19 protein-coding genes and 1 tRNA gene are annotated in these 23,483 nt (G+C 72.1%); 9 read left to right on the top strand and 11 right to left on the bottom strand.

Annotation, left to right across the window (positions count from 1 at the left end):
* Positions 1-35 precede the first annotated feature (35 nt).
* Complete coding sequence (locus HBB12_RS22290; RefSeq protein ID WP_236991358.1) at positions 36-872, bottom strand: alpha/beta fold hydrolase; 837 nt, start codon at positions 870-872, stop codon at positions 36-38.
* A gap of 112 nt (positions 873-984) precedes the next feature.
* Complete coding sequence (locus tag HBB12_RS22285) at positions 985-1,209, bottom strand: hypothetical protein (protein WP_236991357.1); 225 nt, start codon at positions 1,207-1,209, stop codon at positions 985-987.
* Here HBB12_RS22285 and HBB12_RS22280 point away from each other — a divergent pair.
* Positions 1,193-1,411 (top strand): hypothetical protein, encoded by a 219-nt coding sequence (locus HBB12_RS22280; protein ID WP_236991356.1) that lies wholly within the window; start codon positions 1,193-1,195, stop codon positions 1,409-1,411. The genes HBB12_RS22285 and HBB12_RS22280 overlap by 17 nt on opposite strands.
* A gap of 73 nt (positions 1,412-1,484) precedes the next feature.
* Here HBB12_RS22280 and HBB12_RS22275 read toward each other — a convergent pair whose 3' ends face one another.
* Positions 1,485-1,688: a hypothetical protein gene (locus HBB12_RS22275; protein WP_099955438.1), complete on the bottom strand. Its 204-nt coding sequence runs from the start codon at positions 1,686-1,688 to the stop codon at positions 1,485-1,487.
* Positions 1,689-1,898: 210 nt separating this feature from the next.
* Here HBB12_RS22275 and HBB12_RS22270 point away from each other — a divergent pair, with 210 nt between their 5' ends.
* The 3 genes from HBB12_RS22270 (at position 1,899) to HBB12_RS22260 (ending at position 7,538) form a co-directional block, all read left to right on the top strand.
* The gene (locus HBB12_RS22270; protein ID WP_442919304.1) at positions 1,899-2,642 is read left to right on the top strand and encodes a spermidine synthase; all 744 of its coding nucleotides are present in this window, start codon (positions 1,899-1,901) and stop codon (positions 2,640-2,642) included.
* Between the two features lie 189 nt (positions 2,643-2,831).
* Entirely contained in the window at positions 2,832-3,875 is a 1,044-nt protein-coding gene (locus HBB12_RS22265) for an AraC-like ligand-binding domain-containing protein (protein ID WP_236991354.1), read from the top strand.
* A gap of 792 nt (positions 3,876-4,667) precedes the next feature.
* Positions 4,668-7,538, top strand: coding sequence for a bifunctional diguanylate cyclase/phosphodiesterase (locus HBB12_RS22260; RefSeq protein ID WP_236991353.1), 2,871 nt, complete (start codon positions 4,668-4,670; stop codon positions 7,536-7,538).
* A 34-nt stretch (positions 7,539-7,572) separates the two neighbouring features.
* Here HBB12_RS22260 and HBB12_RS22255 read toward each other — a convergent pair whose 3' ends face one another.
* A complete protein-coding gene (locus HBB12_RS22255) occupies positions 7,573-12,870 on the bottom strand; it encodes an alpha-2-macroglobulin family protein (protein ID WP_236991352.1) in 5,298 nt (1,765 codons plus the stop codon).
* Positions 12,871-13,099: 229 nt separating this feature from the next.
* On the opposite strand from HBB12_RS22255, the gene HBB12_RS22250 reads away from it, so the two are divergent.
* On the top strand, positions 13,100-14,554 hold the full coding sequence (locus tag HBB12_RS22250) for a peptidoglycan-binding protein (RefSeq protein ID WP_236991351.1): 1,455 nt from the start codon (positions 13,100-13,102) through the stop codon (positions 14,552-14,554).
* A gap of 387 nt (positions 14,555-14,941) precedes the next feature.
* Positions 14,942-16,183: an IS110 family RNA-guided transposase gene (locus tag HBB12_RS22245; RefSeq protein ID WP_236991350.1), complete on the top strand. Its 1,242-nt coding sequence runs from the start codon at positions 14,942-14,944 to the stop codon at positions 16,181-16,183.
* Here HBB12_RS22245 and HBB12_RS22240 read toward each other — a convergent pair.
* The 3 genes from HBB12_RS22240 to HBB12_RS22230 form a co-directional block, all read right to left on the bottom strand.
* Positions 16,180-16,371, bottom strand: coding sequence for a hypothetical protein (locus tag HBB12_RS22240; protein WP_236991349.1), 192 nt, complete (start codon positions 16,369-16,371; stop codon positions 16,180-16,182). The genes HBB12_RS22245 and HBB12_RS22240 overlap by 4 nt on opposite strands.
* 89 nt (positions 16,372-16,460) lie before the next feature.
* On the bottom strand, positions 16,461-16,703 hold the full coding sequence (locus tag HBB12_RS22235; protein ID WP_236991348.1) for a hypothetical protein: 243 nt from the start codon (positions 16,701-16,703) through the stop codon (positions 16,461-16,463).
* A gap of 180 nt (positions 16,704-16,883) precedes the next feature.
* A tRNA-Arg gene (locus tag HBB12_RS22230) sits at positions 16,884-16,960 on the bottom strand.
* A gap of 129 nt (positions 16,961-17,089) precedes the next feature.
* Between HBB12_RS22230 and HBB12_RS22225 the strand changes: the two genes are divergently transcribed.
* Positions 17,090-17,305, top strand: a complete 216-nt coding sequence (locus HBB12_RS22225) for a hypothetical protein (protein WP_236991347.1) — start codon at positions 17,090-17,092, stop codon at positions 17,303-17,305.
* On the opposite strand, the gene HBB12_RS22220 is transcribed toward HBB12_RS22225, so the two are convergent.
* The 3 genes from HBB12_RS22220 to HBB12_RS22210 form a co-directional block, all read right to left on the bottom strand.
* Complete coding sequence (locus tag HBB12_RS22220; RefSeq protein WP_236991346.1) at positions 17,271-18,287, bottom strand: PGN_0703 family putative restriction endonuclease; 1,017 nt, start codon at positions 18,285-18,287, stop codon at positions 17,271-17,273. The genes HBB12_RS22225 and HBB12_RS22220 overlap by 35 nt on opposite strands.
* A 268-nt stretch (positions 18,288-18,555) precedes the next feature.
* Positions 18,556-19,230 (bottom strand): DsbA family oxidoreductase, encoded by a 675-nt coding sequence (locus HBB12_RS22215; RefSeq protein ID WP_236991345.1) that lies wholly within the window; start codon positions 19,228-19,230, stop codon positions 18,556-18,558.
* A gap of 78 nt (positions 19,231-19,308) precedes the next feature.
* Complete coding sequence (locus tag HBB12_RS22210; RefSeq protein WP_236991344.1) at positions 19,309-19,884, bottom strand: hypothetical protein; 576 nt, start codon at positions 19,882-19,884, stop codon at positions 19,309-19,311.
* Between the two features lie 324 nt (positions 19,885-20,208).
* On the opposite strand from HBB12_RS22210, the gene HBB12_RS22205 reads away from it, so the two are divergent.
* Together HBB12_RS22205 and HBB12_RS22200 are read left to right on the top strand one after the other, a co-directional pair.
* Entirely contained in the window at positions 20,209-21,228 is a 1,020-nt protein-coding gene (locus HBB12_RS22205; protein WP_236991343.1) for a substrate-binding domain-containing protein, read from the top strand.
* A gap of 442 nt (positions 21,229-21,670) precedes the next feature.
* Positions 21,671-22,912, top strand: coding sequence for an IS110 family RNA-guided transposase (locus HBB12_RS22200; RefSeq protein WP_236987776.1), 1,242 nt, complete (start codon positions 21,671-21,673; stop codon positions 22,910-22,912).
* On the opposite strand, the gene HBB12_RS22195 is transcribed toward HBB12_RS22200, so the two are convergent.
* Positions 22,909-23,175 (bottom strand): hypothetical protein, encoded by a 267-nt coding sequence (locus tag HBB12_RS22195; RefSeq protein ID WP_236991342.1) that lies wholly within the window; start codon positions 23,173-23,175, stop codon positions 22,909-22,911. The genes HBB12_RS22200 and HBB12_RS22195 overlap by 4 nt on opposite strands.
* Between the last annotated feature and the right edge of the window lie 308 nt (positions 23,176-23,483).

Below are 23,483 nucleotides of genomic sequence, written 5' to 3'. Positions count from 1 at the left end.
CGTTGGCCTGCCATGCAAGTCCGCTTGGCGCGGGATCAGGCCTTCACGAAGGCGAGGAGATCGGCGTTCAAGGTTTCGGCATGGGTCGTCAGCATGCCGTGCGGCAGGCCCGGATAGGTCTTGAGCGTGCCGTTGCGCAGAAGCGTGACGGACTTCCGGCCGCTGGCGTCGATCGGGACGATCTGGTCGTCCTCGCCGTGCAGCACGAGGGTCGGCACCGAGATCGCCCGCAAGTCCTCGGTCTGGTCGGTCTCGGAGAAGGCCTTGATGCCGTCGTAATGGGCGAGGGCGGAGCCCATCATGCCCTGGCGCCACCAGTTGCGGATCACGCCCTCCTGGCCTTGCGCTCCCGGACGGTTGAAGCCGTAGAACGGCCCGGCCGCGACATCGAGGAAGAATTGCGCCCGGTTGCCGGCGAGCGCGGCGCGGAACCCGTCGAAGACCTCGATCGGCAGGCCGCCGGGATTGGCCTCGGTCCGGAGCATCAGGGGCGGCACGGCGCTGACGAGGACCGCCTTGGCGACCCGCCCCTGCGGCTCGCCGTGGCGCGCGACGTAGCGGGCGACCTCGCCGCCGCCGGTCGAATGCCCGATATGGATCGCCTTCGTCAGGCCGAGCCGGTGCACGACCGCCGCCGCATCCGCCGCGTAATGGTCCATGTCGTGCCCGCCGGGCGCCTGGGACGAGCGGCCGTGGCCGCGCCGGTCATGCGCGACGACCCGGTAGCCGTGCTGCAGGAAGAACAGCATCTGGGCGTCCCAGTCGTCGGAGGAGAGCGGCCAGCCGTGATGGAACACGATGGCCTGCGCCTCCCGCGGCCCCCAATCCTTGTAGAAGATCTCCACGCCGTCGCCGGTGGTCACGAAGCTCATGAGGCTCTCCTGCCGCGGGGGCCGGCGCGCATCGCAACCGGTTGGTCAGATCCCGCCCGCAAGGTCTAACATATCAGGGGGCCGGCGAGGGGCGGAAAGCCGTGCGGCGTGCTCAGTCCGTCTCCTCGGCGGGCTCCTCCGAGGACGGCTCGGCCGACGGTGCCTGCTCGTCCGGCTCCTCCGGCTGCGGCTGGTAGGCGGGCTTGGCGGGCTTGTTCCTGCGCGCCGCCGAGGGTGCGGCATGGTGGGCCGGCATCTCCGCCAGCCGCGCGATGCGCGCCTTGAACTCTTCGTTCGACGGGCTGCGGGCCGAGCCGGTGATGAACATCTTGGCCATGGCCGATCCTCTCGTGCGGAAGGCGGACCCGCCGGAGGCATCTCTGCCCGCGATCGGTGCCGCTGGACAGATTTCGCGATCACATCGGAAGGGAGAAGCCGGTTCCGAAAGCCCGAGCTTCCGGATTCCGGACAGTCAGCCGATGATCGTTCGTTCGACGATGAACGGTTTCATCGTCGCCTGCAAGCTGCATTCTTCTTGATCTGCGCAAGGCCGATCGGCGCCAGGGCACCGCCGGGCGGGCCGTCGCCTCGCGCCCGACCGAGCTGTTGGCCCTAGCGACGGCGCGGGTCGGCCGGCCTGAAGGCGCGTTCCACGGCGGCGGTAGCGCTGGCATAGGCCCGCTCCTCGCTGTCGTGCGGCCGGTCCGACCGCTCCAGCAGCTTGCCGTGCTTGCGGATCGCCCAGCCGAATTTTCCTTTCGGGCTGCTCAGCGGGGCCACCTCGATGGTGAAGGGATAGAATTCGTTGTCGCTCATCCGCGGAACTATGGCACGGAACCCCCGCGGAGGACAAACCTCCTGCCGGCCGAATCCCCCTGTTCCTGACGCCCTCGACGCGGCGGCCCGGCCCGTGCGATAGCCGGGGCCGTTCCGGTATCCCGTCGGCAGGGCGATGCGGCCGATGCCCGGCCGAAGCCGCCCCGCACGCGTTGCGTCCCGACAATCCCGTTCCGATCGCGAACAACGATGCCGCTTCCCCGGCAGCGGCGCGGTCCCGATGGAGTCCGATCCTTGATCCCCTGGGTTCACCTCGATACCAGCGCCATCCCCGGCGAGACCGCGTCCTTGCGCCTGATGCGCCGGGGCGACGAGTTCGCGATCGTGGTCGATTCCATCGAGCTGATGAACAGCCGCCGCAGCGGCTCGGAGCGCGCGCTCGCCAGCCTCGCCTGCGGGCGCCTGCGGGAGAACAAGGCGCCCCGGGTGCTGATCGGCGGGCTCGGCATGGGCTTCACCCTCCGGGCGGCCCTGTCCGAGCTGGGCCCCGAGGCGCAGGTCGTGGTCGCCGAGCTGATCCCGGCCGTCGCCGCCTGGGCCCGGGGGCCGCTCGCCCACATCTTCGCCGGCAGCCTCGACGACCCCCGGGTGGCGCTGCACGAGACCGACGTCCACGACCTCATCGCGGCGAGCCCGGGCGGCTTCGATGCCATCCTGCTCGACGTCGATAACGGCCCCGAGGGGCTGGTGCAGCGCACGAACGACCGGCTCTACGACGTCGCCGGCTTAGGCGCCGCACACCGGGCCTTGCGGCCGGGCGGGCTGCTCGGCGTGTGGTCGGAGAGGCCCGACCGCAAGTTCAAGTCCCGCCTGCAGCGCGGCGGCTTCCTGGTCGAGGAGCACAAGGTCCGCTCGGCCGGGAGCGGCGGGCGGCACGTGGTCTGGATGGGCGAGAAGGCGGACGGGGCGGCCGCCAGCGTAAGGCGGCGGTAGAGCGTTTTCCCGACGAAGTGGAGACCGATTCGTCGAAGAAAACTCGGTAGATCGAAGACACAGAGCGCTTCGCGATTGCCGCGCGATCGTGAAGCGCTCGAGCGGCGCGATCGATGGATTTGCGTCGGCGCGAACGGCATGCGAGCCTGGCGGTGAGGGGCGGCGGGCCGCACCGGATTCGAGCCTGACATGACCGTGCGTGGCCCCAACCTGTGCCTGGCCGGGTCGACCTTCGGGCCGCGGACGATCCCGGCCTGGCGCGAGGCCGTGGCGCCGTTCTGGGACGTCGAGATCCGCCGGGAGGACACCCCGGATTTCCGCGGCCGGTCGGACGTCTATCACCTCGGCAACGCGATCATCGGCCTGACCGCGGCCTCCGGCCTGCGCAACGAGCGGTCGCGCGGCCTCGTCGCCCGCATGGGCGTCGATCACGTCGCGGCGCAGATCCGGACCGAGGGGCGGGCCCTGCTCCGCGCCGCCGGGCGCGAGACGCCGATGAACCCCGGGGACATCGCGCTCCTCGACCTCGCGCAGCCCCTCTCCCTGGACTCGACCGATTACCGCGCCATCACCGTCATCATCCCGCGCGGCCTGTTCCCGGAGGGCGGGGCCCGGCTCGACGAGGCGCACGGGACGGTCCTGCGCGGCGCCGAGCCGTTCGGGCGGCTCGTCGGCGACCACCTGCGCTCGCTCGGGGAGACCATCCCGCACTTGAGCCCCGCGGAGGCGCGCGCCGCCGCGCAGGCCACGGCCGTGCTGTTGTCCGCCGCGGGCGCGGTCATCGGGGCCGGCCGACCCGGGCAGTCCTCGGAGCGCGCGCCGGTCTTCCTCGCCATCCGCAGCCACATCGACGCCGAGATCGGGTCCGCCGAACTGGGCGTCGATCAGATCTGCCACCGCTTCGGCGTCTCCCGCAGCGGGCTCTACCGCCTGTTCGCGCCGCTCGGCGGCGTGGTCGAGTATATCCGCCGCCGCCGGCTCGCCCGCGCCTACCGGGATCTCGGCGAGGCGGGAGGGCGGGCCGCCCGGATCTCCGAGATCGCCTACCGCTACGGCTACGGCAGCCCGGCGAGCTTCACCACCGCCTTTCGCCTCGAATTCGGCGTGAGCCCCGCCGAGGTGAGGGCCGGGGCGCGGGCCGAGGGCGCGCCGGCCGACCGGCCCGGGCCGTCGGAGCCGCCCGCCGGCGACTGGGACGAGTTCTACGACTGGGTCCTGATGCTCGACGCCTGATCCTGTGTTTCGCAAGATTCCTTCCGGGTACCGGTCTCGCGAGCCCGCGCGGTGACGCCGCAGGCTTCACACGCTTGAGCGGGCCTGAAATCCGCACGGAGGAAGCGATTGCGCGGCAATCGCCGAGCCATCAGTCGGACCTCGCATGGCACGGCGGAATGGGACGCTCGCGCAAGGAATTGGGACGGAGGCCGGTCGCCCCGGCACCGTCCGCACCCGACATGTCGTCCGGTTGTCGTCGGAGGGGAGTCGGGCGGTGGGGCGAGGGAGCGGGGGAGGCCGGATCGGAGGACGGTGGATCGGTGCCGGGCGCCGGCGCGCGTCACGGACGAGCGGTGACGAGGGCGGTGCGGGGGCCGAGATCGTCGTGCTGACCTGGGCGCAGACATTCGGCAGGGGCGCGCGATCCCCGAAGCCCGATGCTGGGCGGGAGACGGGCGACGACGGCTCCGGCAGGGTGGTCGTCCTCGGCGAGGGCAAGCCGCGTTCCTGACCGGGGCCGGCCTCCGGCGCCGCAGGCTCTTTTCCGAACGTCCAGGCCAGGTCCATAGATCGATCTGCATAGGCCATTCGGTGAAACGACCGCGTTGTTGGCGCGCGCAGAAGTCGGAGCGATCTTCGGAACCGGATGAGGAGAGCGCTATTTTGTGTCGAATATCTGATGTTATCTAGAATATAACCCGTTATTTGTCGATAATTTTACTCCTGTGTGAGAGGATTCGACACCAGTAATAATTGATAAACAACTTCGTCGCACTCTGGATATCAGCGTGATTGCCGTGACGGGATGCCATGTATCGTGCGTTCGTCTGCCTGACTGCCGAGCACACGGCCTGGGCCATTCCCTTGGCGGTCGTGGTCGCCTGGCTTTCCAGCCACACGGCGCTGCAGCTGCTCGCGCAGGCGCGCGTCGATCGGGGGGGGCGCTCGCTCGGCTGGCTGCTCGGTGCCGCCTTCTCGGCCGGCGCCGGCATCTGGAGCACGCATTTCATCGCCATGCTCGGCTACGATCCGGGCATCGGGGTCGGCTACGATCCGGCGGTGACCCTCGCCTCGCTCCTCGTCGCGGTGGCCGGTGCGCTCGCGGCGCTGACCCTGCTGCGGAGCGCCGACGGTACTCTCGGCTGCATCGCCGCGGGACTCCTCCTGACCCTCGGCATCGTCGCGATGCACGCCGCGGGCATGCAAGGCGTGCACATCCCCGGGACCTTCGTCTGGCATCCGGGCCTGGCCGCGGCGGCCCTGGTGCTCGGGTCCGCCCTGACCTGCGCCTCCCTGCTGATGCTCCGGCACCGGGACGGCCTGGTCCCCGCGGCGACCCTGCTGTCGGGGGGACTCGCCACGGTGCATTTCCTCGCCATGGCCGCCGCCGAGATCGTGCCCGATCCGCGCGCCGCGAGCGACGCCGCCAGCCTGCCGCGGGCCGCGATCGCCGCCGGCATCGCCGGGGTCACCCTCGTGGTGCTCGCCTGCTCGGCCCTGGCGCTGGTCGCCGACCGCCTGCGCCGGATGAACCGCGTGCTGAGCGAGCAGAGGGCGGCCCTGATTGCGAACGAAGAGCGCATGCGGGCGCTCACCGACGCGCTGCCGCAGATGATCTGGGTCTGCCGCGGCGACGGTCCGACCCTCTACTGCAACCAGAAATTTCAGACGTTCTTCGGCGAGAGGGCCGCCGACTACGCGAATCGCATCGAAGCCCAGCACCCGGACGACCGCGATGGAATCGCCGCCGCTTGGGAGCGGGCCCGGGCGGAGAAGCGGACCTTCGAGGAGGAGCTCCGCTGGCAGGATCCCTCCGGCGCGTATCGCTGGCACAAGATCGTCATCGCCCCGGTCATGCAGGAGGGCGCCGTCGTCGAGTGGATCGGCACGGCGCTCGACATCGACGACATGGTCCGCGCCCGCGAGGCGTTGCAGGAGAGCGAGGAGCGTCTGGCGCTGGCGCTCGATGCGGGCAGCGACGGCCTGTGGGATTGCGACCTCGCCACCGGCGCGGTCTGGACCGCCGATCGCTGGTGGCACATGCTCGGCTACGAGCCGGGCGAGATGCCGCCGCATTCCAGCACCTGGCAGGCGCTGATCCATCCCGACGACCGGCCCGGGACCCTCACCCACCTCAGGGCGCACATAGCGGGAGAAACGCCGGTCTTCGAGTGCGAGCACCGGATGCGGCGCAAGGACGGCGGCTGGAGGTGGGTTCTCACCCGCGCGAAGGTGGTCGGGCGCGATGCCGGTGGACAGGCGACCCGGATCGTTGGCACCGACGTCGATATCGGCGTGCGCAAGGAGGCCGAGAGCCGTATCGCCCACCTGGCGGCCCACGACGCCCTCACCGACCTGCCCAACCGCACCCTGTTTCGCGAGCGGCTGCGGCAGCGGCTCTCGGGAATCGGGCGCGGCGAGGGGCCTTGCGCGATCCTGTGCGTCGATCTCGACCGCTTCAAGGAGGTCAACGACGCCCTCGGGCATCTCGCGGGCGACGCGCTACTGCGCGAGGTCGCGCGGCGCCTGCAGGCCGGCCTGGCGGCGCAGGACACGGCGGCGCGGCTCGGCGGCGACGAGTTCGCCATCCTCCTCGCCTCGGTCGACGGGTCGGGCGACGCGATGGCGCGGGCGCAAGCCCTGATCCGGGAGATCGGCCGGCCGATCCGGATCGGCGACCACGCGATCGAGATCGGCGCCAGCATCGGCATCGCCGCCGCGCCGACGGACGGGACCGACGAGGAGGCGATCCTCCGGCGCGCCGACCTCGCCCTCTACAAGGCGAAGGCCGAGGGGCGGAACGCGGCCCGCGCCTTCGACCCCGCAATGGATCTGGCGCTGGCGGAGCGGCGCCAGCTCGAGGCCGACCTGCGCCGCGCCATCGCGCAGGACGAACTGGTGCTGCATTACCAGCCGCAGGTGCGGCCGGGCGGGGGGGCGCTTCCGGAGGACGATTCCCCGGAGGGACGGATCGTCGGGTTCGAGGCGCTGGTGCGCTGGCGGCACCCGTCGCGCGGGCTGGTCCCCCCGGGCGCCTTCATCCCCCTCGCCGAGGAGACCGGCCTCGTCGTCGCCCTCGGCGAGTGGGTGTTGCGCGCCGCCTGCCGCGAGGCGGCGGGCTGGGCGCGCCCGCTCACGGTCGCGGTCAACCTGTCGCCGCGGCAGTTCCAGCAGGTCGACCTGCCCGAGCGCGTCCTGGCGATCCTGAGCGAGACCGGCCTGTCGCCGGACCGGCTCGAGATCGAGGTCACCGAGACCGTCATCATCAACGACATGGCCCGCGCCATGACGATCCTGCGCCGCCTGAAATCGTTCGGCATCCGGATCGCCATGGACGATTTCGGCACCGGCTACTCGTCGCTGGCGACCCTGCAGGCCTTCCCCTTCGACGCGATCAAGATCGACCGCTCGTTCGTCAGCCAGCTGGAACGGCGCCCGGCGGCCGCCGTGATCGTGCGCGCCGTCCTGGGCCTGGGCCGCAGCCTCGGCATCCGGGTGGTGGCCGAGGGCGTCGAGACCGAGGGCCAGATGCGTTTCCTGATCGCCGAAGGCTGCGGGGAGATGCAGGGCTACCTGTTCGGCAAGCCGCAGCCGGTGGAGCAGATCGCCGGGATGATGGCGGGGGAGGCGGCACCCGCGCGGGAGCGGCCGGAGACGCCCCGGCGCCTGGTGAGTTTCTGACGCAGAGCCTCCTGTCGCCCCCGGCGCCGGCCGGTCACCGCGCCGCCCCCACCTCCAGCGTTCCGAACGCCGTGCGTCCGTAACGCTCGGGCCGGTACATGTCCTCGATCGTCGCCGCCGGGTGGACGTAGCGGCCCGGCGTCACCGCCCGCACCGTGTAGGCGACGCTGAAGAAGGCCGACTGGCTCGGGTCGCGGTCATAGGCCGCCACGAAGCGGTCGTCGCGGAACTCGGTATGGGTGGGCTTCACGTCGGACTTCGCCCAGGCGAGGCCGGCGGTCGCGTCCGTGTCGAGGAGCTTCGGGTTGTCGATCTCGAGGCCGGCCGGCAGGCGGTCGACGAGGAGCAGGCGGCCGGCGCTGGCCTTGGCCTCGGTCACCTTCAGGACGACCACGAGGCGGTCGTTCTGGCGCAACGCGGCGAGGTCGGCCGGGCTGCCGTCGAGGCGGTGGTAGCTGCGCTCGATCGTGTAGCCCTTCGCCGCGGCCGGTTCCGGCAAAGCAGGGTTGCCGGCGATGCCGAGCGCGAGTGGCACCGGGGCGGTACCGCCATTGGCCACCGTCACCGGCTTCGCCTCCAGGGCCGATCCCGAAAACGTGCGGTAGAGGGCGCCGGAGACCGGTGCGCCGTCGACGGCGAGGGACGGCGCATCCTTGGCCGCCTCCTTGGCGAGTTCGGCCGCCGCCAGCACCATCCAGGCCTGTTCCTGGGTGCTGGTCGGGCGCCCCGATTCCCGCTCCTCGCCCACCACATGGCCCAGCGGGCCGATCGCGTCCCGCGCCACCCCGGTCTCGGCGGCGAGCGCGATCAGCCCGGCGCCGTCGCGCAGGCGCGAGCCGTAATCGGCCCGGTAGGCGCCGCCGTCGCGCTCGGCCCGGAGTGCGGCCACGGCGGCCTCGAAGGCGGTGCGGGCGCGGGTCCGGTCGCCGAGCAGCGCGAGCGCCGCGGCGATCTGGCCGCGGGCGAGCGGCGTGGCGAAGGCGGCGAGCTTGGTATCGGCGAGGTAGCGCAGGTCGCCCATCACCGGCCGGCCGTTGCGGGCGAGCACATAGGCCGCGTAGGCGAGGTCGAGGCCGCCATCCGTGACCTCGTTGGCATTCGCCACGCTGTTGCGGAGCCGGTCGAGGGCGAGCGCCATCGCGGTCGGTGGCACGGCGAAGCCGCGCTCGCGCGCCCGGGTCAGGAAGTCGGTGGCGTAGGCCGTGAGCCACAGGTCCTCGGCCTGGCCCGCCGACCACAGCCCGAAGGCGCCGCTCGAATCCTGGCGCGACAGCACCCGGTCGATGGCCCCCTTCACCCGCTCGTCGGCGGTGCCGTCGAGGCCGAGCTGGGCCAGAGCCGCCAGGCGGTTGACCGAGAGGAGCGGCAGGGCCCGGCTCACCACCTGCTCGGTGCAGCCGTAAGGATAGCGGTCGAGGGCCTGGAGCAGGGCCGGCACGTCGATGCCACTGAGCGGCGAGGCGGCGAGCGTCACCGAGCCGGTACCGGGGATCACCTCGGTGAGGAGGTCGCTCGACAGGGTCAGGCTCGCGCCGGGTTCCAGCTTGCGCACCTCGCGGCGCAGGAGCGCCCCGGTGCCGGGCTGGATCCGTAACGAAAAACTCTGGCCGGCGGGTTCGGTCAGCCCCGGGCCGGTCAGCCGCAGGTCGATGCGGGCCAACCCCGGACCGGCAGCGGTGAGCGGGATCTCGACCGCGCCGCGCCCGCCCGGCTCCAGGCGTAACGTACGGCTCAGCGCGCCGGCCGGCACCACCACCGGCCCGGAGAGATCGACATCCACCGCGTAGTCGCCGGCCTGTCCCTCGACATTGTCGAGGGCGACGTGCAGGCGCGAGCGGTCGCCGATCGCGAGGAAGCGCGGCAGGGTGCCGCTCGCCACCACCGCGTCGCGGATCACCACGTCGGCCGACGCCGCGCCGACCCGGGCCGCGCTCCAGGCCGTCACCATCACCCGGGCGGTGCCGTTGAAGGCGGGAATCGGGAAAGCCACCTCGGCCCGGCCGTCCGGTCCGACCGTGACGACGCCCGAATAGCGCGCCAGCGGCTCCTGCGCCGGCGGGGAGCCCTCCAGCTCCGCCCCGCCGGTATCGCCGCCCGAGCGGATGGCGCCGAGCGTGCCCTGCATCCCGTCGATCAGATATCCGTAGAGGTCGCGGATCTCGGTCGAGAGCGCCTTCTGGCCGAAGAAGAACCCGAACGGATCCGGATTGGCGTAGCGGGTGAGATTGAGGATGCCGACATCGACCGCCGCCACGGTCACCCGCGCCTCCTCACCGGCTTTCAGCCCGGCCAGACGGATCGGCAGGCGCAGATCGCCCCGGGGCCGGATCTTGGCGGGGGCCTCCACGGTGACGCCGAGGGTACGGGCGTCGCGGTCGATCCCGAACCAGGCGAGCCCCATCGCCCGGCCGGGCAGGCGCTTGGCCGCCTGATCGAGGGGCCGGTAGGCGGTGGCGACGAGGTAGGCGCCCGCGCCCCAATCGGGCTTGACCGGGATCTCGACGGTGGCGCCGGAGGCCGGCAGGTCGAGGGTGCGGATTTCATGCACCTTGTCGCTCACCACCGCGATCGTCGCAGTCCCGGCGAAGCGCGGCCGCAGTTGCGCCTTCAGGGTGGTGCCCGAGGCATAGGCTTCGCGATCGAGGGTGAGGTCGAGGAGGTCGGGGGCGTCGGCGGTCTCGGATCCGCTCCAGCCGACGTTGAACGACAGGCTCGCCGCCTCGAGGCCGGGGCCGCGCACCTCCAGGCGGTACTGGCCGAGATCGACCGGCATCGCGACCTTCGCCGGCGCGCCGGGTTCGAGGGTCACGCGGCCGTTGGCGACCTTGGCGGTGGTCTTGACCGGCTCGTAGGACCAGCGCCCATCGGCCCGGTACCATTGGTAGCGCCGGTCGACCCGCAGCAGGGTCCAGGTCGCCTCACCCGAGAGCCGCGTGCCGTCGGGCCGGGCGGCGGCGACCTCGAACGTCGCGGTCGCCCCCTCGCGCAATTCGCCAAAGGTCTTTCGGATCCCGATCACCGGGCCGGCGGGCAGGATCGGCAGGGTCAGGCTGCGCTGCACCGCCCGGCCGCCGGGCTCGCCGACCTGGAGCGAGACCTTCGCCTCGAACGGCCGCGGCCCGCTCGATGCCGGCACCGGCGCCCGCACGGTGGCACGTCCCTGCCCGTCGGTGGTGACCGGGGCGTCCAGCTCCGCCGTCACCGGCTCGACGCGCTCGTCGTCGAGGCCGGTCGAGAACTCCTCGAAGTTCTTGATGCCGCTGCGGGCGGCCGGCTGCACCACGACCGAGCCGCCGACGCTCAGGCCGGCGCCCGGCGCGCCGTAGAGGTAGCGCGCCGAAACCGCGACCGTCGCGGGCTCCCCCGGCCTCAAGGCGGCCTCGGCCGGCGTCAGCGTCACCTCGATGCGCTCAGGCACGTAATCCTCGACAAGGAACGTCGCCTCGCCGACCGGCGGCGCCTTCGGGTCGGTATAGGCGGCGACCCGCCAAGTGCCGGCTTGCGCGCCCGGCAGCAGCGGCAGGGAGAAGGCCCGGCCGCCCAAGCCCGCATCCGCCACCTGCGCCCGGCGGTACTCGACGCCGTCCGGGCGCTTGGCCACCAGGGTCAGGGGCAGGGTCGGGATCGCCGCGCCCCTGGCGTCGCGCAGGAGCGCGGTCAACTGCACCGTCTCGCCGGAGCGGTAGACCCCGCGCTCGGGAAACAGGTAGGCCTCCGCAGCACCCGGCGCCGGCCGGCCCTTCACGCCGCGATCGGCGAGGTCGAAGGCGCTCAAGGATAGGTCGAGGAAGCCGTAATCGTCGCCGAGGCGGGCCACGACGAGGCTCGGAGCCGCCCCGCCCTCGCCGCGGGCGAGACCCGGATCGAAGGCGGCGTGGCCCTGGCCGTCGGTGTTCCTCGTCGCCAGCACCTCGTTGCTGCGGGCGACGAGGCGGACCTCCGCTCCCTTGAGCACGGCGGCCGAGGCGAGGGAGCGGGCGAGCACGTGGATCCCGTCCCGGCCCTTGAAGGCGGTGAGCCCGAGGTCGGAGACCACGAACCACTGCGTCGCCTCGCTCTCGTAGCCGCCTTCCTCGTCGGCCAGCGCGGCGGTGCCGTTCGGACGCGCCGTCATCACGTAGAGCCCGGGCTCGACCTTTCCGACCGCCTGGAGCACCGGGAAGGCGGTCACGGCCTCGCGGTTGGTCTCGGCCGGCGCCGTGTCGAGGGTGCCCTTCCAGACCTGCACGCCGCGCTCGCGGGCGATGGTGCGCAGGCCGCTGCCCGAGAGCTGCGACAGGAACTCGTCGGAGCGCAGGGCCGGCAGCAGCCCGCGATCGCCGATGCGCACCACCTCGACGTCGAGCTTGGGCGCATTCACCGAGACCAGCGGCACCCCGGCCTGGCCGGTGCGGGGCAGGACGTAGTTGCGCCCGGTGAAGCGCACCTGCGGGCTGCGGTCGCGGACGTAGACCTCGTAATCGGCGGCCTTGCGGAGGGACTCGCCCACGGTCGAGGGCAGGCCCTGGCGCAGGACCACGCCGTAGCGCTCGCCGTGGCGCAACCCGTCGACGCAGACCTGTTGGCCCTGCGCCGTCACGGCGGTGTCGGAGGCGCCCGAGACGGCGACGAAGGGCGCGACATCCGCCTTGGGGTCGATCGTCTCCGAGAGGGTGAAGCAGGCCCGCGGGGCGGCGGCGTCGGAATCGACCTTGTAGTCGAGCACCCGGAAGCCGTGCGCGTCGCGTAAACCTTCGTAGGTCTTGGCGGTCTCCGGGTCGCCCGCCAGCGCCAGGCTCGCCGCGTAGGCCTCCAATGCCGGGCGCCAGCTCTCCTGCTTGGCCAGGACCGCGCCGAGGAGCGCCAATGCCCGGGCCTCATCCGCCGGGGCAACCGCCCGCTGATAGGCCAGGTAGGCGCCGGCCCGGGCCTCGGCCTTCAGCTTCTGGTTGGTGTCGTAGTCGTCGTTCTCGGCGTCGCCCGCGGTTTCCGCCAGGGCGTACCAGTTGCGCCAATCCGTCGGCTCCGCGGTCGCCGCGCGGCGATAGGCGGCGAGCGCCCCGTCGGTCTCGTCCTTGGCCTTGAGGGTGTCGGCCTCCCGGCGCCACTGCGCGGCGGATTTTCCGCCCGCGCCGCCTTCCTCCCTCACCCGCGCCTCGAGCCGCACCGCCTCGCTGGCGAGGGTCTGCCGCACGAAGGTCTTGGGGTGGGGCGCCGGCTGCATCAGGGCGGCGCGGCGGGGGGCCGGGTTCGGGGACGGCTGGGCCTCGGCACCCGGAAGCCCTGTCAGGATTCCGGCCAGGATTCCGGCCGAGCCGATGGCGACGCGACCGACCGTTGAGATGAGCGACATGTCCGGCCTCGCAGCGATTCCCCGCGCGGGCGGAGCCTAAGCAGCGCCCGTTCGCGGTGCAATCCGATGTCGACCCGGAGCGATCGATTTCCCGCCGGTCCCGGCCGATCCGGGCTCCACTTCGTCACGGCAGCTTTTCGACCGACGTCACGGCCGTCAAGACGCGGAACGGGCCTGGAAGTCCGGCCTCGCCTCTGCCAAGGTCCGGCGCCCGTCTTCGGAGTGACCGATGCCGCGACCCGCCCGCCTGATCGCCGCCGGCCTGCTGCCGCTCCTCGCCTGCGGCGGCCTCGCATCGGCGGCCGTGGCGCAAAGCCCCGGCCCCGCTGCCCCTGCCGCGAAGGCGCCCGCGCCCCGTCCTGCCGGCCCGGCCACGCCCGATCCCGCCTTCGAGGCCGCCCGCGCCGCCTTCGAGGCCCGGCCCGAGGCGGAGCGCCGGGCGGTGCAGGACGCCCTGGTCTGGGCCGGCAGCTACAACAGCGTCGTCACCGGCGCCTTCGGCCGGCGCACCTACGAGGCGATCGGGGCCTGGCAGACGAAGTCCGGCACCCCCGCGACCGGCATCCTGGACGAGCCCGCCCGCGCCGCCCTGCTGGCCGCCGGCGAGGCGGCGCGCCGGGCGGCCCGGTTCACCGTGGCGGCGGATCCCGCCACCGGCCTCGTCATCGGGGTGCCGGAGCGGTGGCTGTCGAAGCGCGCCCGCGTGCCCGGCGGTACCCGCTGGCAGAGCCCCGACGGGCGGATCACCCTCGACACCAAGGCCGCCGCCGCCGGCGAGACCGACCTCGATGCCCTGTTCGCGCAGAGCACCCTGGTCACGCCCGAGCGCAAGGTGACCTATTCCCTCAAGCGGCCGGATTTCACGGTCGTCACCGGCGAGACCCCGGCGGGCAAGTTCTACATCCGCCACGCCGCCGGCCCCGCGGGAATCCGCGGCTTCACCCTCTCCTACGACAAGGCCTCGGCCCGGGAGATGGACCGGCTGGTGATCGCCATCGCCAACAGCTTCGTGCCCTTCCCGGGCGACACGCCGCCGGCGCCGCCGCGCCCGGCCGCAACGGCGGCAGGACCGACCGCACCGGCGACCGGTCCGACGACCGGTCCGACGACCGCACCGGCGACCGGACAAGCGGCCGCCACCGGCCTCGTCGTCGGCCCCCGCCGGATCGTCGCGGTGCTGCCCGGCTCCTGCCCGGGTCCCCGGATCGCCGAAGAGCCGGCCCGGCTGCTGCGGCGCGACGAGGCGAGCGGCCTCGCGCTCCTCGACGGCGCCGCCCCGGCCGGATCGTCCCCCGCTCTCACGCCCGCCCTTGCCCCCGCTCCTGCCGCCCCGGGCGAGGCTGCGATCGTGCTCGCCGCGGGCGCGGAGGGCGCGACCGTGACCACCGGCGAGGTCGCGGCCTCCGGCCTCCTCGCCCCGCTCCAGCCCGGCGCCGCCGGCGCCCCGGTGCTCGACCGCTCCGGCCGTCTCGTCGGCCTCGTCGCCCGCCTACCGGCCCAGCCCCGCCTCGTCGCCGGGGTGCTGCCGCCGCTCACCCACCCGCTCGTGGATCTCGCGGCACTCAGGACCGTCCTCGGCCCGGACGCTCCCAAGGCGTCCGGTCCCGCTACCCCGCCGCTCACCGCCGGCGCGATCGCCGGGCGCTTCGCCGGGGCGGTGGTGGCGGTGCGGTGCGGGGGTTGAGCGGGAACAGCGACATCCGTCGGCCGTGGACTGGGCGGGTTTCATACGATTTCCGACTGATCGCTTCGCGATGCGGAAATCGGCTTTGCTCACGCGCCGCGCGGGCTGGTGATACGAAATCCGGAAGTGATCTTCCGGATTTCGTATCAGTTCGTCACCGGCTTCGCGGTCCCTTGCGGATGAAACATATGGCAGAGTGGACTTGCCGTCGGCGGAGAGATCGGTTCGTCTTTGGTGTGCCAGACCCCGCGTATCAGTTGGATCCGGGCTCCTCTTCAGTCCCCTCGCTTGCGTCACGGGCCGGTCCTCGGGCCAGCCCCGGAGCGCGTCATTTAGATTTGATCTCACGGGAGCCTGCGCCGGCGGCCTGACGGCAAGGAGATCGTGATGAAGGTCCTCTACCCCCGCTGCGCCGCCCTCGATGTTCACAAGGACACCGTCGTCGCAGCCATCCGCCGGGCCGAGAGCAGCGAGGTTCAGCGTGAGGTGCGGACGTTTGCCACCACCACGCCCGCTCTGCTCGACCTCTCCGCCTGGCTCGACGAGCACGCCTGCACCCATGTCGCCATGGAGGCGACCGGCATCTACTGGCGCCCGGTCTGGCAGGTCCTCGACGCCGACAGCCGCACCCTGATCCTGGCCAATGCCGCCCATGTCAAGAACGTGCCCGGCCGCAAGACCGACGTCGCCGACGCGGTCTGGCTCTCCGACCTGCTCGCCCACGGCCTGATCCGCGCCAGCTTCGTGCCCGAGGCCCAGACCCAGGCGATGCGCGACCTGCTGCGCACCCGCAAGCAACTGGTCCGCGAGCAGGCCAGCCACGTCCAGCGCATCCAGAAGACCCTCGAGGAGGCCAACCTCAAGCTCGCCTCGGTGCTCACCGACATCATGGGCCAGTCCGGTCGCGCCGTGCTCGACGCGCTGGTCAAGGGCGAGCGCGATCCGGCTGGGCTGCAGGCGCTGGTCAGCCCGCGGGTGAAGGCGGCGCCCGAGGCGATCCGGGCCGCGCTCACGGGCCGGATCGGGGATCACCACCGTTTCCTGCTCGGTGTGCATCTACGCCAGTACGACGGGTTGGGGCGAGCGATCGCGGAGATCGACGCGCAGGTGGAGCGCGACCTCGGCCCTTTCCGGGAAGCGGTGAAGCTGCTGGTGACGATCCCGGGCATCAGTGACCTCACCGCGCAGGTGATCCTCTCCGAGATCGGCCCCGACATGAGCCGCTTCCCGACCGCCGGCCATCTGATCTCCTGGGCCGGGCTGTGCCCGAGAAACGACGAGAGCGCGGGCAAGCGGCGCTCGACGCGACTGCGCAAGGGCGCGCCCTGGCTCAAGACGGCCTTGGTGCAGGCCGCCTGGGCCGGAGTGCGCAAGAAGGCGAGCTACATCAGGGCGCAGTTCCAGCGCTTGCGCGGCCGGCGCGGCCCCAAGAAGGCGATCTGCGCGGTCGCCGCTTCGATGTTGACCGCGATCTATCACATGCTCAAGGCCGGCACGGCTTACGTCGATCCCGGGCCTGATCACGGCCGCAAGGCGGCCCCGACCATCCGCGCCAAGGCGCTCGTGCGGCAGATCGAGCGCCTTGGATTTGCGTGCGAAATCAAACCCGTAGAGCCAGTTTCTATTTAGTCGTATTCTAATCCGACGGAGTGCTCGAACGCCGTGCCGGTGGACTTCTTCCCTTTCGGGTCTGCCACCGAGATGTCGCGGAAGCCGCGCCCCATCAGCTCCCGGACCTTGTCGAGCGCCTGCAAATCGGTGCCGCAGGCGAATGTCAGCGCGCGGCCGGTCGGGTCGGTTGCTGTTACCTTGTACACGCTCGGTTCCCTGTTCGGCGTTCGACCTGCGGCAGAGGGTGTGCCCGCTCGTCCGGCGCGTGTCGCCTTCGTGCGTGGCCGGCCAACCCTCAGGTCCCCGGCGTCCAGTCGATCTTCGGCTTCTGCGACAGGATGCGCTCGAAATAGTCCGCCACCGCTTGCGCGCCACTCGCGTGCATCATGGCGACCGGATGAGCGAGGTAGGCTCGCGCCAGGTCGAGCGGGATCTCGCCGGCCTGCAGCGCGGCGAGGACCGCGTCGATGAAGGCGTCGTTGGCCTCGTTGAAGTCGGACGAGAGCTTCTTGCGGTCGTTGAGCGCCTTGATCGGCATCGGGCGGATCATCCTCTCGAAGGTCTACCCGGCCGCTGGGCCGAGGCGTTCGTTCTCGGACGCGAGGCAGGGAGACTCATCCAACCACACCGGAGCAGAGCGTGGCGCTCACCGCTTCCACAGCGATTCCGCGGCCCCGTTCGAACCAGAGCCACCAACCAGCGATGTCATCGAGAAGAGTGGCGCACCCGACACGATTCGAACGTGTGACCTTTGCCTTCGGAGGGCAACGCTCTATCCAGCTGAGCTACGGGTGCTGACCGCGAGGCCTCTGTAGCCCGGCTCAGGCCGGAGCGCAACAGGGAAAGGGACCGCCGGCCCGCGCGAAAAGGCTCCGGGCGAAAGGCTCCAGGCGGAGGGGCGGGGGCCGACGAGGCGTTCGCCGGGTGTCTCGGGGCGGAACGGTGACGCGGGCGCGGATCGCACTCCTCGACCTCGTCGTCGATCGTCTCATCGCTCCGGGCGTGAGGGAGCCGGGCCCGCTCTCCGTGGCCCCCGTCACGGGTGGAGCGCCCCGGGCCCCGGAGCAGGCCTGCGACGACACCCGGACCACCCGGCTCGTCGGAATCATCGAGGCGCCGACCCGGAATGCGGCGGCATGACCTGAAGCACGTCATCGACGAGCGAAGGAGAAAGTGGCTCGGCGAAACGATAGCGGTCGCGCAGATAGGCCGCCCATTCGCGCGGGGCGGCCTCGGGGCTGCGCAGGAGCGGGCCGAACACGGCGTCCGTCGTGCGGCTGACGAAGGCGCCGGGGTCGCTCAGCACCGCCCCGAACGCCGCGAAGGCACTCCCCCCATGCGCCCGCAAGGCCGGCGCGGTGACCGCCTGGAGGGCGTGGTTGCCGCGGGGGGCGATGTGCAGCACGCGCACGCGGGCGGCCTGCCCCTCTCCCGCCGCCTGCATGCGCGCGGCGAGCATCTGCTGGCGCAGCAGCTGATAGAACGGCTCGTGGAAGAAGTCGGCAACGGTGAGGCCGAGATCGGCGCGAACCGGCCCGGCGGGAGCGAAGGCGAGGTCGCGGTAGCGGCGGATCCGGGTGGGGTTGCCGGCCTCCGGCAGCGGGCCGCCATAGGCCTCGGTGTATTTCCATTCGATCAGCAGGGTTTCGACCTGGCCCGCGTGGCGAAAGCGCAGGACGGCGTCGGCGCTGGTGGCGTTCGCCCCGCGCGTTCGCCCGGGGCCCTCGTTCAGATAGTCGTCCGTCCCGATCCATTCGAAGCCGACGAACCAGGGGTGACCGTCCGGGCCGTCCTCGACGGTCAGCATCTCCGGCGGCGCGATGCCGAGCGCGGCCGAGACGAGGCGCGCCAGAGCGGCGGGCCGTTCGGCCAGCGGCATGAGCCAGTTCAGACAGCAGATCTGCGAGGAGAGGCCGTGGTTCCGATGGCGGTGCCAGGTGATGCCGTGGCGGCCGAAATAGGCCGGTGCCGCGTCGCGGATCGCCGGCGCGAGGTTGAGCTGCCACCGTTTCGGCTGCAGGCGATAGGCGGCGCCGGCGAAGCCGACGGCCTCCGCGGCCACCGCCGCGAGATGAGCCGCCTGCGCGGCACGCTCGGCGATCGCGAAGCGCGGTGTCCTCATGCGTCGATCTCCCGATGCGTCGAGGCACGGCCGCTCGTCGGTGCGAGATCGTCGACCGGCCGATCCGGGCCCGGCCCGTGTCCGGCAGCCTGTCGGCCGGACCGGCTCGCGCGTGCCGGCATGGATGGGTGTCGGGATCGCCCGGCATCGGGATGCGCCGGAATCCGTGCACGGCGATGCGCGGCCCGGAGAGCAGCGTCGCCAAGCGCTCCTCCCGCGGCGGCCCGACCGGCCCGGCACGGCCGCAGAACGGTGCCGGTGCGGCGGCTCAAGCGGCGCTCAGGGCAGCGAGCCACTCTTCGGTCGGCTGCGCTCCCGACACCGCCCATGTGCGGTCGACGATGAAGAACGGCACGCCCGCGACCTGCATCGCGGCGGCCTGCCGCTCGACGGCCTCGACCAGCTGCCTCAGCGGCTCGCTGCGGAGCGCATCGTCGACGAGGCCGGGATCGAGCCCGGCCGTCGCGCCGATGTCGCGCAGAACGTCGGGGGCGCCGATGTCCCGCCCCTCCTCGAAATAGGCGCGGAACAGGGCCTCCACGATCGGATCGGCCCGTCCGTGCTGCCCTGCTGCCGCGATCAGCATGTGGGCGCGCCGCGTGTTCGGCGTGCGCATCGTCGCTGCGAACGCGAAGCGGATGTCTTCCTGCCGCCCGAGTTCGATCATCTGCGCAGCGAGCTGCGCGCTGCGCTCGGGCCCGAACTTGCGGGCGCGGTAGAGGGCGCGCGCCATGCCGTCGGCCGGCATGTCGGGGTTGAGCTCGAACGGCAGCCACTCGATCGTGGTGCTCTCCCGCTGCCCGAGCCGGTCGAGGGCGCGTTCGAGCCGTCGCTTGCCGACGTAGCACCACGGGCAGATCACGTCGGAGAACACGGAGATGGTCAGCGGCATGGCGCGCTCCTGATCGTCCATGGCATGGCCGATCGCGATCTCGAACGCCATGGCCGATGCCGGAGTCGTGACCGGTCCGGCGGCGAGACCGGCCCGAGCGCGAGCGGCAGCGTGCGATGCGGTGTCGGCTCAGGTCAAGGGGAGCAGGCGGACGACCCGCCGCTCCGCGGGGCCGGCCCGCTCGGCGCCCGGCTCGACCAGCCCGAGAGCCTGCGCCGCAGCGAGGGCGGCCGAGACCTTCACGTGGCTGAGGCCGGTGAGCTGCGCCGCGGCGTCGAGGTCGAGGGCCGCGATGCCCGCCTCGTCCGCGCCCGCTCTCAGGAGCAGGCCGATCTTCAGAACCGCGAGATGCGGCGCCTTGCGGCAGGTGAGGGCGTGGAGCGCGGCGATGCGCCCGCCGTCCCGGGGCCCGTGCGGGAGCACGGCGAGGTCGGCCGGAGCGTGCGGGCCGCACAGGCGGTAGGCGATCGTCCGGCCCTGCCGCTCGCCGGAGGTGGTGACGAGCCCCTGGTCGAGGAGCGCCTTCTTGCCCGAGCAGATCAGCGGGTCGGACAGGCCCGACAGGGCGGCGATCCGCTCGTAGGACAGGACGATCGGGAGCCCGGGCGCCGATCGCTCCTCCTGGCTGACGACGAGGGTGAGGTAGAGCTTGAGCGCCGCGATGGAGCGGCCGACATAGCCGGCATCGGCCCTGAAGGCGCGCAAGCCCCCCTCGTGGATCCAGCGCGTGGGCAGAAGGGAGATTCCGCCCGATCCCCGTGCCGGCGCAATCGCCACCGGGCCCGGTCGGCGCATCGGCCGGGCGGGGGACGAGGGACGGTCCGGGTGGAGGAGTTCGGGATGCATCGCACGGTCCTTCGCGTCCCGGAGGCGGCGGGCATATTGGCGGTACGATGCCGATGGACCGGCTTCAATAGGACGTGAGTTGCCTATAGGGTCGCGTGGCGAGCCCGGCCGGAGCCGTCGATGTGCGCCGGCCGCGGCGGGAGGACCGATGGAGAACTCGCAAAGAGCTGGGATGAGCCCGAGATGACGAGGCCCGACGACGGCCCCTTTTCGGTCGAGCTCGAACTCGGCGGCCACCTGCGGATCGGCGGGGCGCGGCTTGCCGTCGCCGATACCCTGGCGCTGCTGCGGGCCGTCGCCCGGACACGCTCGGTGCAGGGGGCGGCGGCCGCGCTCGGCCTGTCCTACCGCGCCGCGTGGGAGCGCGTGCGCACCCTCGAGGCGGCGGCGGGCCGGCCGCTGGTTCGCAAGACCCGCGGGCACGGCACCACGCTGACCGAGACCGGGGCCGCCCTGCACGACGCCCTGTCGGGCGCGGCGGACGGCCTCGCCCTGCCGCTCGCCCGGGAGGCGCGGGTGATACGGGCGCGCCTCGCCGGGCCGCTCGCCGCGCCCCATCGCCTCGCCGTGGCCGTGAGCCACGATCCCCTGCTGATGGAGGTGCTGGCGGAGTGGGGCGGGGCCGAGGTCGCCGTGACCGGCAGCCGCGACGCGGTGATGCGCCTCATCGACGGGCGCGCCGACGCGGCGGGCTTCCATTGCGGGGCGATCGAGCCCGAGGCGGCCGGCCCGCCCTTCTCCGACCTCGTCGCCGATCCGGCCTTCCGCGTACGCCCGCTCTTCGCCCGCGAGCAGGGGCTGCTGGTCGCCGCCGGCAACCCGCTCGGACTCGGCACGCCGGCGGACCTGCGCGCCACGAAGGCGCGCTTCGTCAACCGCCAGAAGGGCTCCGGCACCCGGGCCTGGTTCGACCGGCTGCTCGCCGAGGCCGGAATTCGTCCCGATGAGATCGTCGGCTACGGACTGGAGGAATTCACCCACCAGGCGGTGGCGGCGGTGATCGCCTCCGGCGCCGCCGATGCGGCCCTGGGCGCCCGGGCCGCGGCGGAACGGTTCGGCCTCGGCTTCGTATCGGTCGGCTGGGAGGTCTACCGCCTCGCCGTCGGTGCGGCGCTGCCGGGGGAGGCGCTCGACCGGCTCGAGGCGATGCTGGCGGCGCGCCTCGGGTCCGCTCCCGGCTACCGGCCCCCGTCCGCAGCCTGAGCGGGGATCCGCCGAAGGAGGGAGGCGGCGCGTCCCGTTGCCGGTGCGACCGGTCGGGCCGCCCCGCCGATCGCGCGGCGGCAAAAACCGTCGCGGTCATACGATTTCCGACTGATCGCTTCGCGATGCGGAAATCGGCTTCGCTCACGCGCCGCGCGGGCTGGTGATACGAAATCCGGAAGTGATCTTCCGGATTTCGTATCAGTTCGTCACCGGCTTCGCGGTCCCTTGCGGATGAAACATATGGCAGAGTGGACTTGCCGTCGGCGGAGAGATCGGTTCGTCTTTGGTGTGCCAGACCCCGCGTATCAGTTGGATCCGGGCTCCTCTTCAGTCCCCTCGCTTGCGTCACGGGCCGGTCCTCGGGCCAGCCCCGGAGCGCGTCATTTAGATTTGATCTCACGGGAGCCTGCGCCGGCGGCCTGACGGCAAGGAGATCGTGATGAAGGTCCTCTACCCCCGCTGCGCCGCCCTCGATGTTCACAAGGACACCGTCGTCGCAGCCATCCGTCTGGCCGAGAGCAGCGAGGTTCAGCGTGAGGTGCGTACGTTTGCCACCACCACGCCCGCTCTGCTCGACCTCTCCGCCTGGCTCGACGAGCACGCCTGCACCCATGTCGCCATGGAGGCGACCGGCATCTACTGGCGCCCGGTCTGGCAGGTCCTCGACGCCGACAGCCGCACCCTGATCCTGGCCAATGCCGCCCATGTCAAGAACGTGCCCGGCCGCAAGACCGACGTCGCCGACGCGGTCTGGCTCTCCGACCTGCTCGCCCACGGCCTGATCCGCGCCAGCTTCGTGCCCGAGGCTCAGACCCAGGCGATGCGCGACCTGCTGCGCACCCGCAAGCAACTGGTCCGCGAGCAGGCCAGCCACGTCCAGCGCATCCAGAAGACCCTCGAGGAGGCCAACCTCAAGCTCGCCTCGGTGCTCACCGACATCATGGGCCAGTCCGGTCGCGCCGTGCTCGACGCGCTGGTCAAGGGCGAGCGCGATCCGGCTGGGCTGCAGGCGCTGGTCAGCCCGCGGGTGAAGGCGGCGCCCGAGGCGATCCGGGCCGCGCTCACGGGCCGGATCGGGGATCACCACCGTTTCCTGCTCGGTGTGCATCTACGCCAGTACGACGGGTTGGGGCGAGCGATCGCGGAGATCGACGCGCAGGTGGAGCGCGACCTCGGCCCTTTCCGGGAAGCGGTGAAGCTGCTGGTGACGATCCCGGGCATCAGTGACCTCACCGCGCAGGTGATCCTCTCCGAGATCGGCCCCGACATGAGCCGCTTCCCGACCGCCGGCCATCTGATCTCCTGGGCCGGGCTGTGCCCGAGGAACGACGAGAGCGCGGGCAAGCGGCGCTCGACGCGGCTGCGCAAGGGCGCGCCCTGGCTCAAGACGGCCTTGGTGCAGGCCGCCTGGGCCGGAGTGCGCAAGAAGGCGAGCTACATCAGGGCGCAGTTCCAGCGCTTGCGCGGCCGGCGCGGCCCCAAGAAGGCGATCTGCGCGGTCGCCGCTTCGATGTTGACCGCGATCTATCACATGCTCAAGGCCGGCACGGCTTACGTCGATCCCGGGCCTGATCACGGCCGCAAGGCGGCCCCGACCATCCGCGCCAAGGCGCTCGTGCGGCAGATCGAGCGCCTTGGATTTGCGTGCGAAATCAAACCCGTAGAGCCAGTTTCTATTTAGTCCGGCTTCCCGGATTGCTCGTCATGGTGCCGTACGAGGTCGCGCAGCGCCCGCGACGGGGGGCCATAGCTGACGACGGCCACGTCGAGGTCGTGGTGACGGGCCCGCTGCAATGCCGGCGTCATGGCTGGATCGATCCGGTCGTCGGCGTTGCCGAAGGCGCCCCCGCCGAGCCGCGTGAGCAGCACGCGGTTCGAGGCGCCGCGCGCCGCGTTCAGGAGTCCGGCCAGCAGCGTGCCCGCGTAGACGACCGGCGACGCCATCCTCCGGGGTGATGTGGGGCCCCACCATCTCCAGCATGTCGAACTGCGAGGCGACCTGGACCAGGGCGCCCCGGTTCTCAGGGAGACGGTGCATGGCCCGCACGTCGCCCTCGACGATGCTCAACCGCAGGCGGCCCGGTCGTCTGGCGCTCCTGGCCGCGATGCGCAATCCGGCGAGGGAGGGCAGGGTCAGCGTCCCGACCGCGAAGCGCTCGCCGGTCTCCCGGTTCACGAGGCGGCCGTCGACCACGCGCAGCCGCGCCTGCGTCTCTCCGTACCCTGCTTCCCGGAACCCGGTCAGCCGCTCG

This window comes from Methylobacterium sp. SyP6R (assembly GCF_019216885.1).
Taxonomy (GTDB): Bacteria; Pseudomonadota; Alphaproteobacteria; order Rhizobiales; family Beijerinckiaceae; genus Methylobacterium.
The sequence above is the reverse complement of the archived record's forward strand: the minus strand, read 5'-3'. Positions and strand labels throughout refer to the sequence as shown.

What these genes read in the sequence shown, in the direction of transcription:
- HBB12_RS22200 (WP_236987776.1), top strand. Translation starts at nt 21,671, where the DNA reads ATGAAGGTCCTCTACCCCCGCTGCGCCGCCCTCGATGTTCACAAGGAC.
- HBB12_RS22205 (WP_236991343.1), top strand. Translation starts at nt 20,209, where the DNA reads ATGACGAGGCCCGACGACGGCCCCTTTTCGGTCGAGCTCGAACTCGGC.
- HBB12_RS22195 (WP_236991342.1), bottom strand. Translation starts at nt 23,175, where the DNA reads ATGGCGTCGCCGGTCGTCTACGCGGGCACGCTGCTGGCCGGACTCCTG.
- HBB12_RS22255 (WP_236991352.1), bottom strand. Translation starts at nt 12,870, where the DNA reads ATGTCGCTCATCTCAACGGTCGGTCGCGTCGCCATCGGCTCGGCCGGA.
- HBB12_RS22270 (WP_442919304.1), top strand. Translation starts at nt 1,899, where the DNA reads ATGCCGCTTCCCCGGCAGCGGCGCGGTCCCGATGGAGTCCGATCCTTG.
- HBB12_RS22250 (WP_236991351.1), top strand. Translation starts at nt 13,100, where the DNA reads ATGCCGCGACCCGCCCGCCTGATCGCCGCCGGCCTGCTGCCGCTCCTC.
- HBB12_RS22260 (WP_236991353.1), top strand. Translation starts at nt 4,668, where the DNA reads ATGTATCGTGCGTTCGTCTGCCTGACTGCCGAGCACACGGCCTGGGCC.
- HBB12_RS22290 (WP_236991358.1), bottom strand. Translation starts at nt 872, where the DNA reads ATGAGCTTCGTGACCACCGGCGACGGCGTGGAGATCTTCTACAAGGAT.
- HBB12_RS22220 (WP_236991346.1), bottom strand. Translation starts at nt 18,287, where the DNA reads ATGAGGACACCGCGCTTCGCGATCGCCGAGCGTGCCGCGCAGGCGGCT.
- HBB12_RS22275 (WP_099955438.1), bottom strand. Translation starts at nt 1,688, where the DNA reads ATGAGCGACAACGAATTCTATCCCTTCACCATCGAGGTGGCCCCGCTG.
- HBB12_RS22285 (WP_236991357.1), bottom strand. Translation starts at nt 1,209, where the DNA reads ATGGCCAAGATGTTCATCACCGGCTCGGCCCGCAGCCCGTCGAACGAA.
- HBB12_RS22245 (WP_236991350.1), top strand. Translation starts at nt 14,942, where the DNA reads ATGAAGGTCCTCTACCCCCGCTGCGCCGCCCTCGATGTTCACAAGGAC.
- HBB12_RS22215 (WP_236991345.1), bottom strand. Translation starts at nt 19,230, where the DNA reads ATGGCGTTCGAGATCGCGATCGGCCATGCCATGGACGATCAGGAGCGC.
- HBB12_RS22235 (WP_236991348.1), bottom strand. Translation starts at nt 16,703, where the DNA reads ATGCCGATCAAGGCGCTCAACGACCGCAAGAAGCTCTCGTCCGACTTC.
- HBB12_RS22280 (WP_236991356.1), top strand. Translation starts at nt 1,193, where the DNA reads ATGAACATCTTGGCCATGGCCGATCCTCTCGTGCGGAAGGCGGACCCG.
- HBB12_RS22265 (WP_236991354.1), top strand. Translation starts at nt 2,832, where the DNA reads ATGACCGTGCGTGGCCCCAACCTGTGCCTGGCCGGGTCGACCTTCGGG.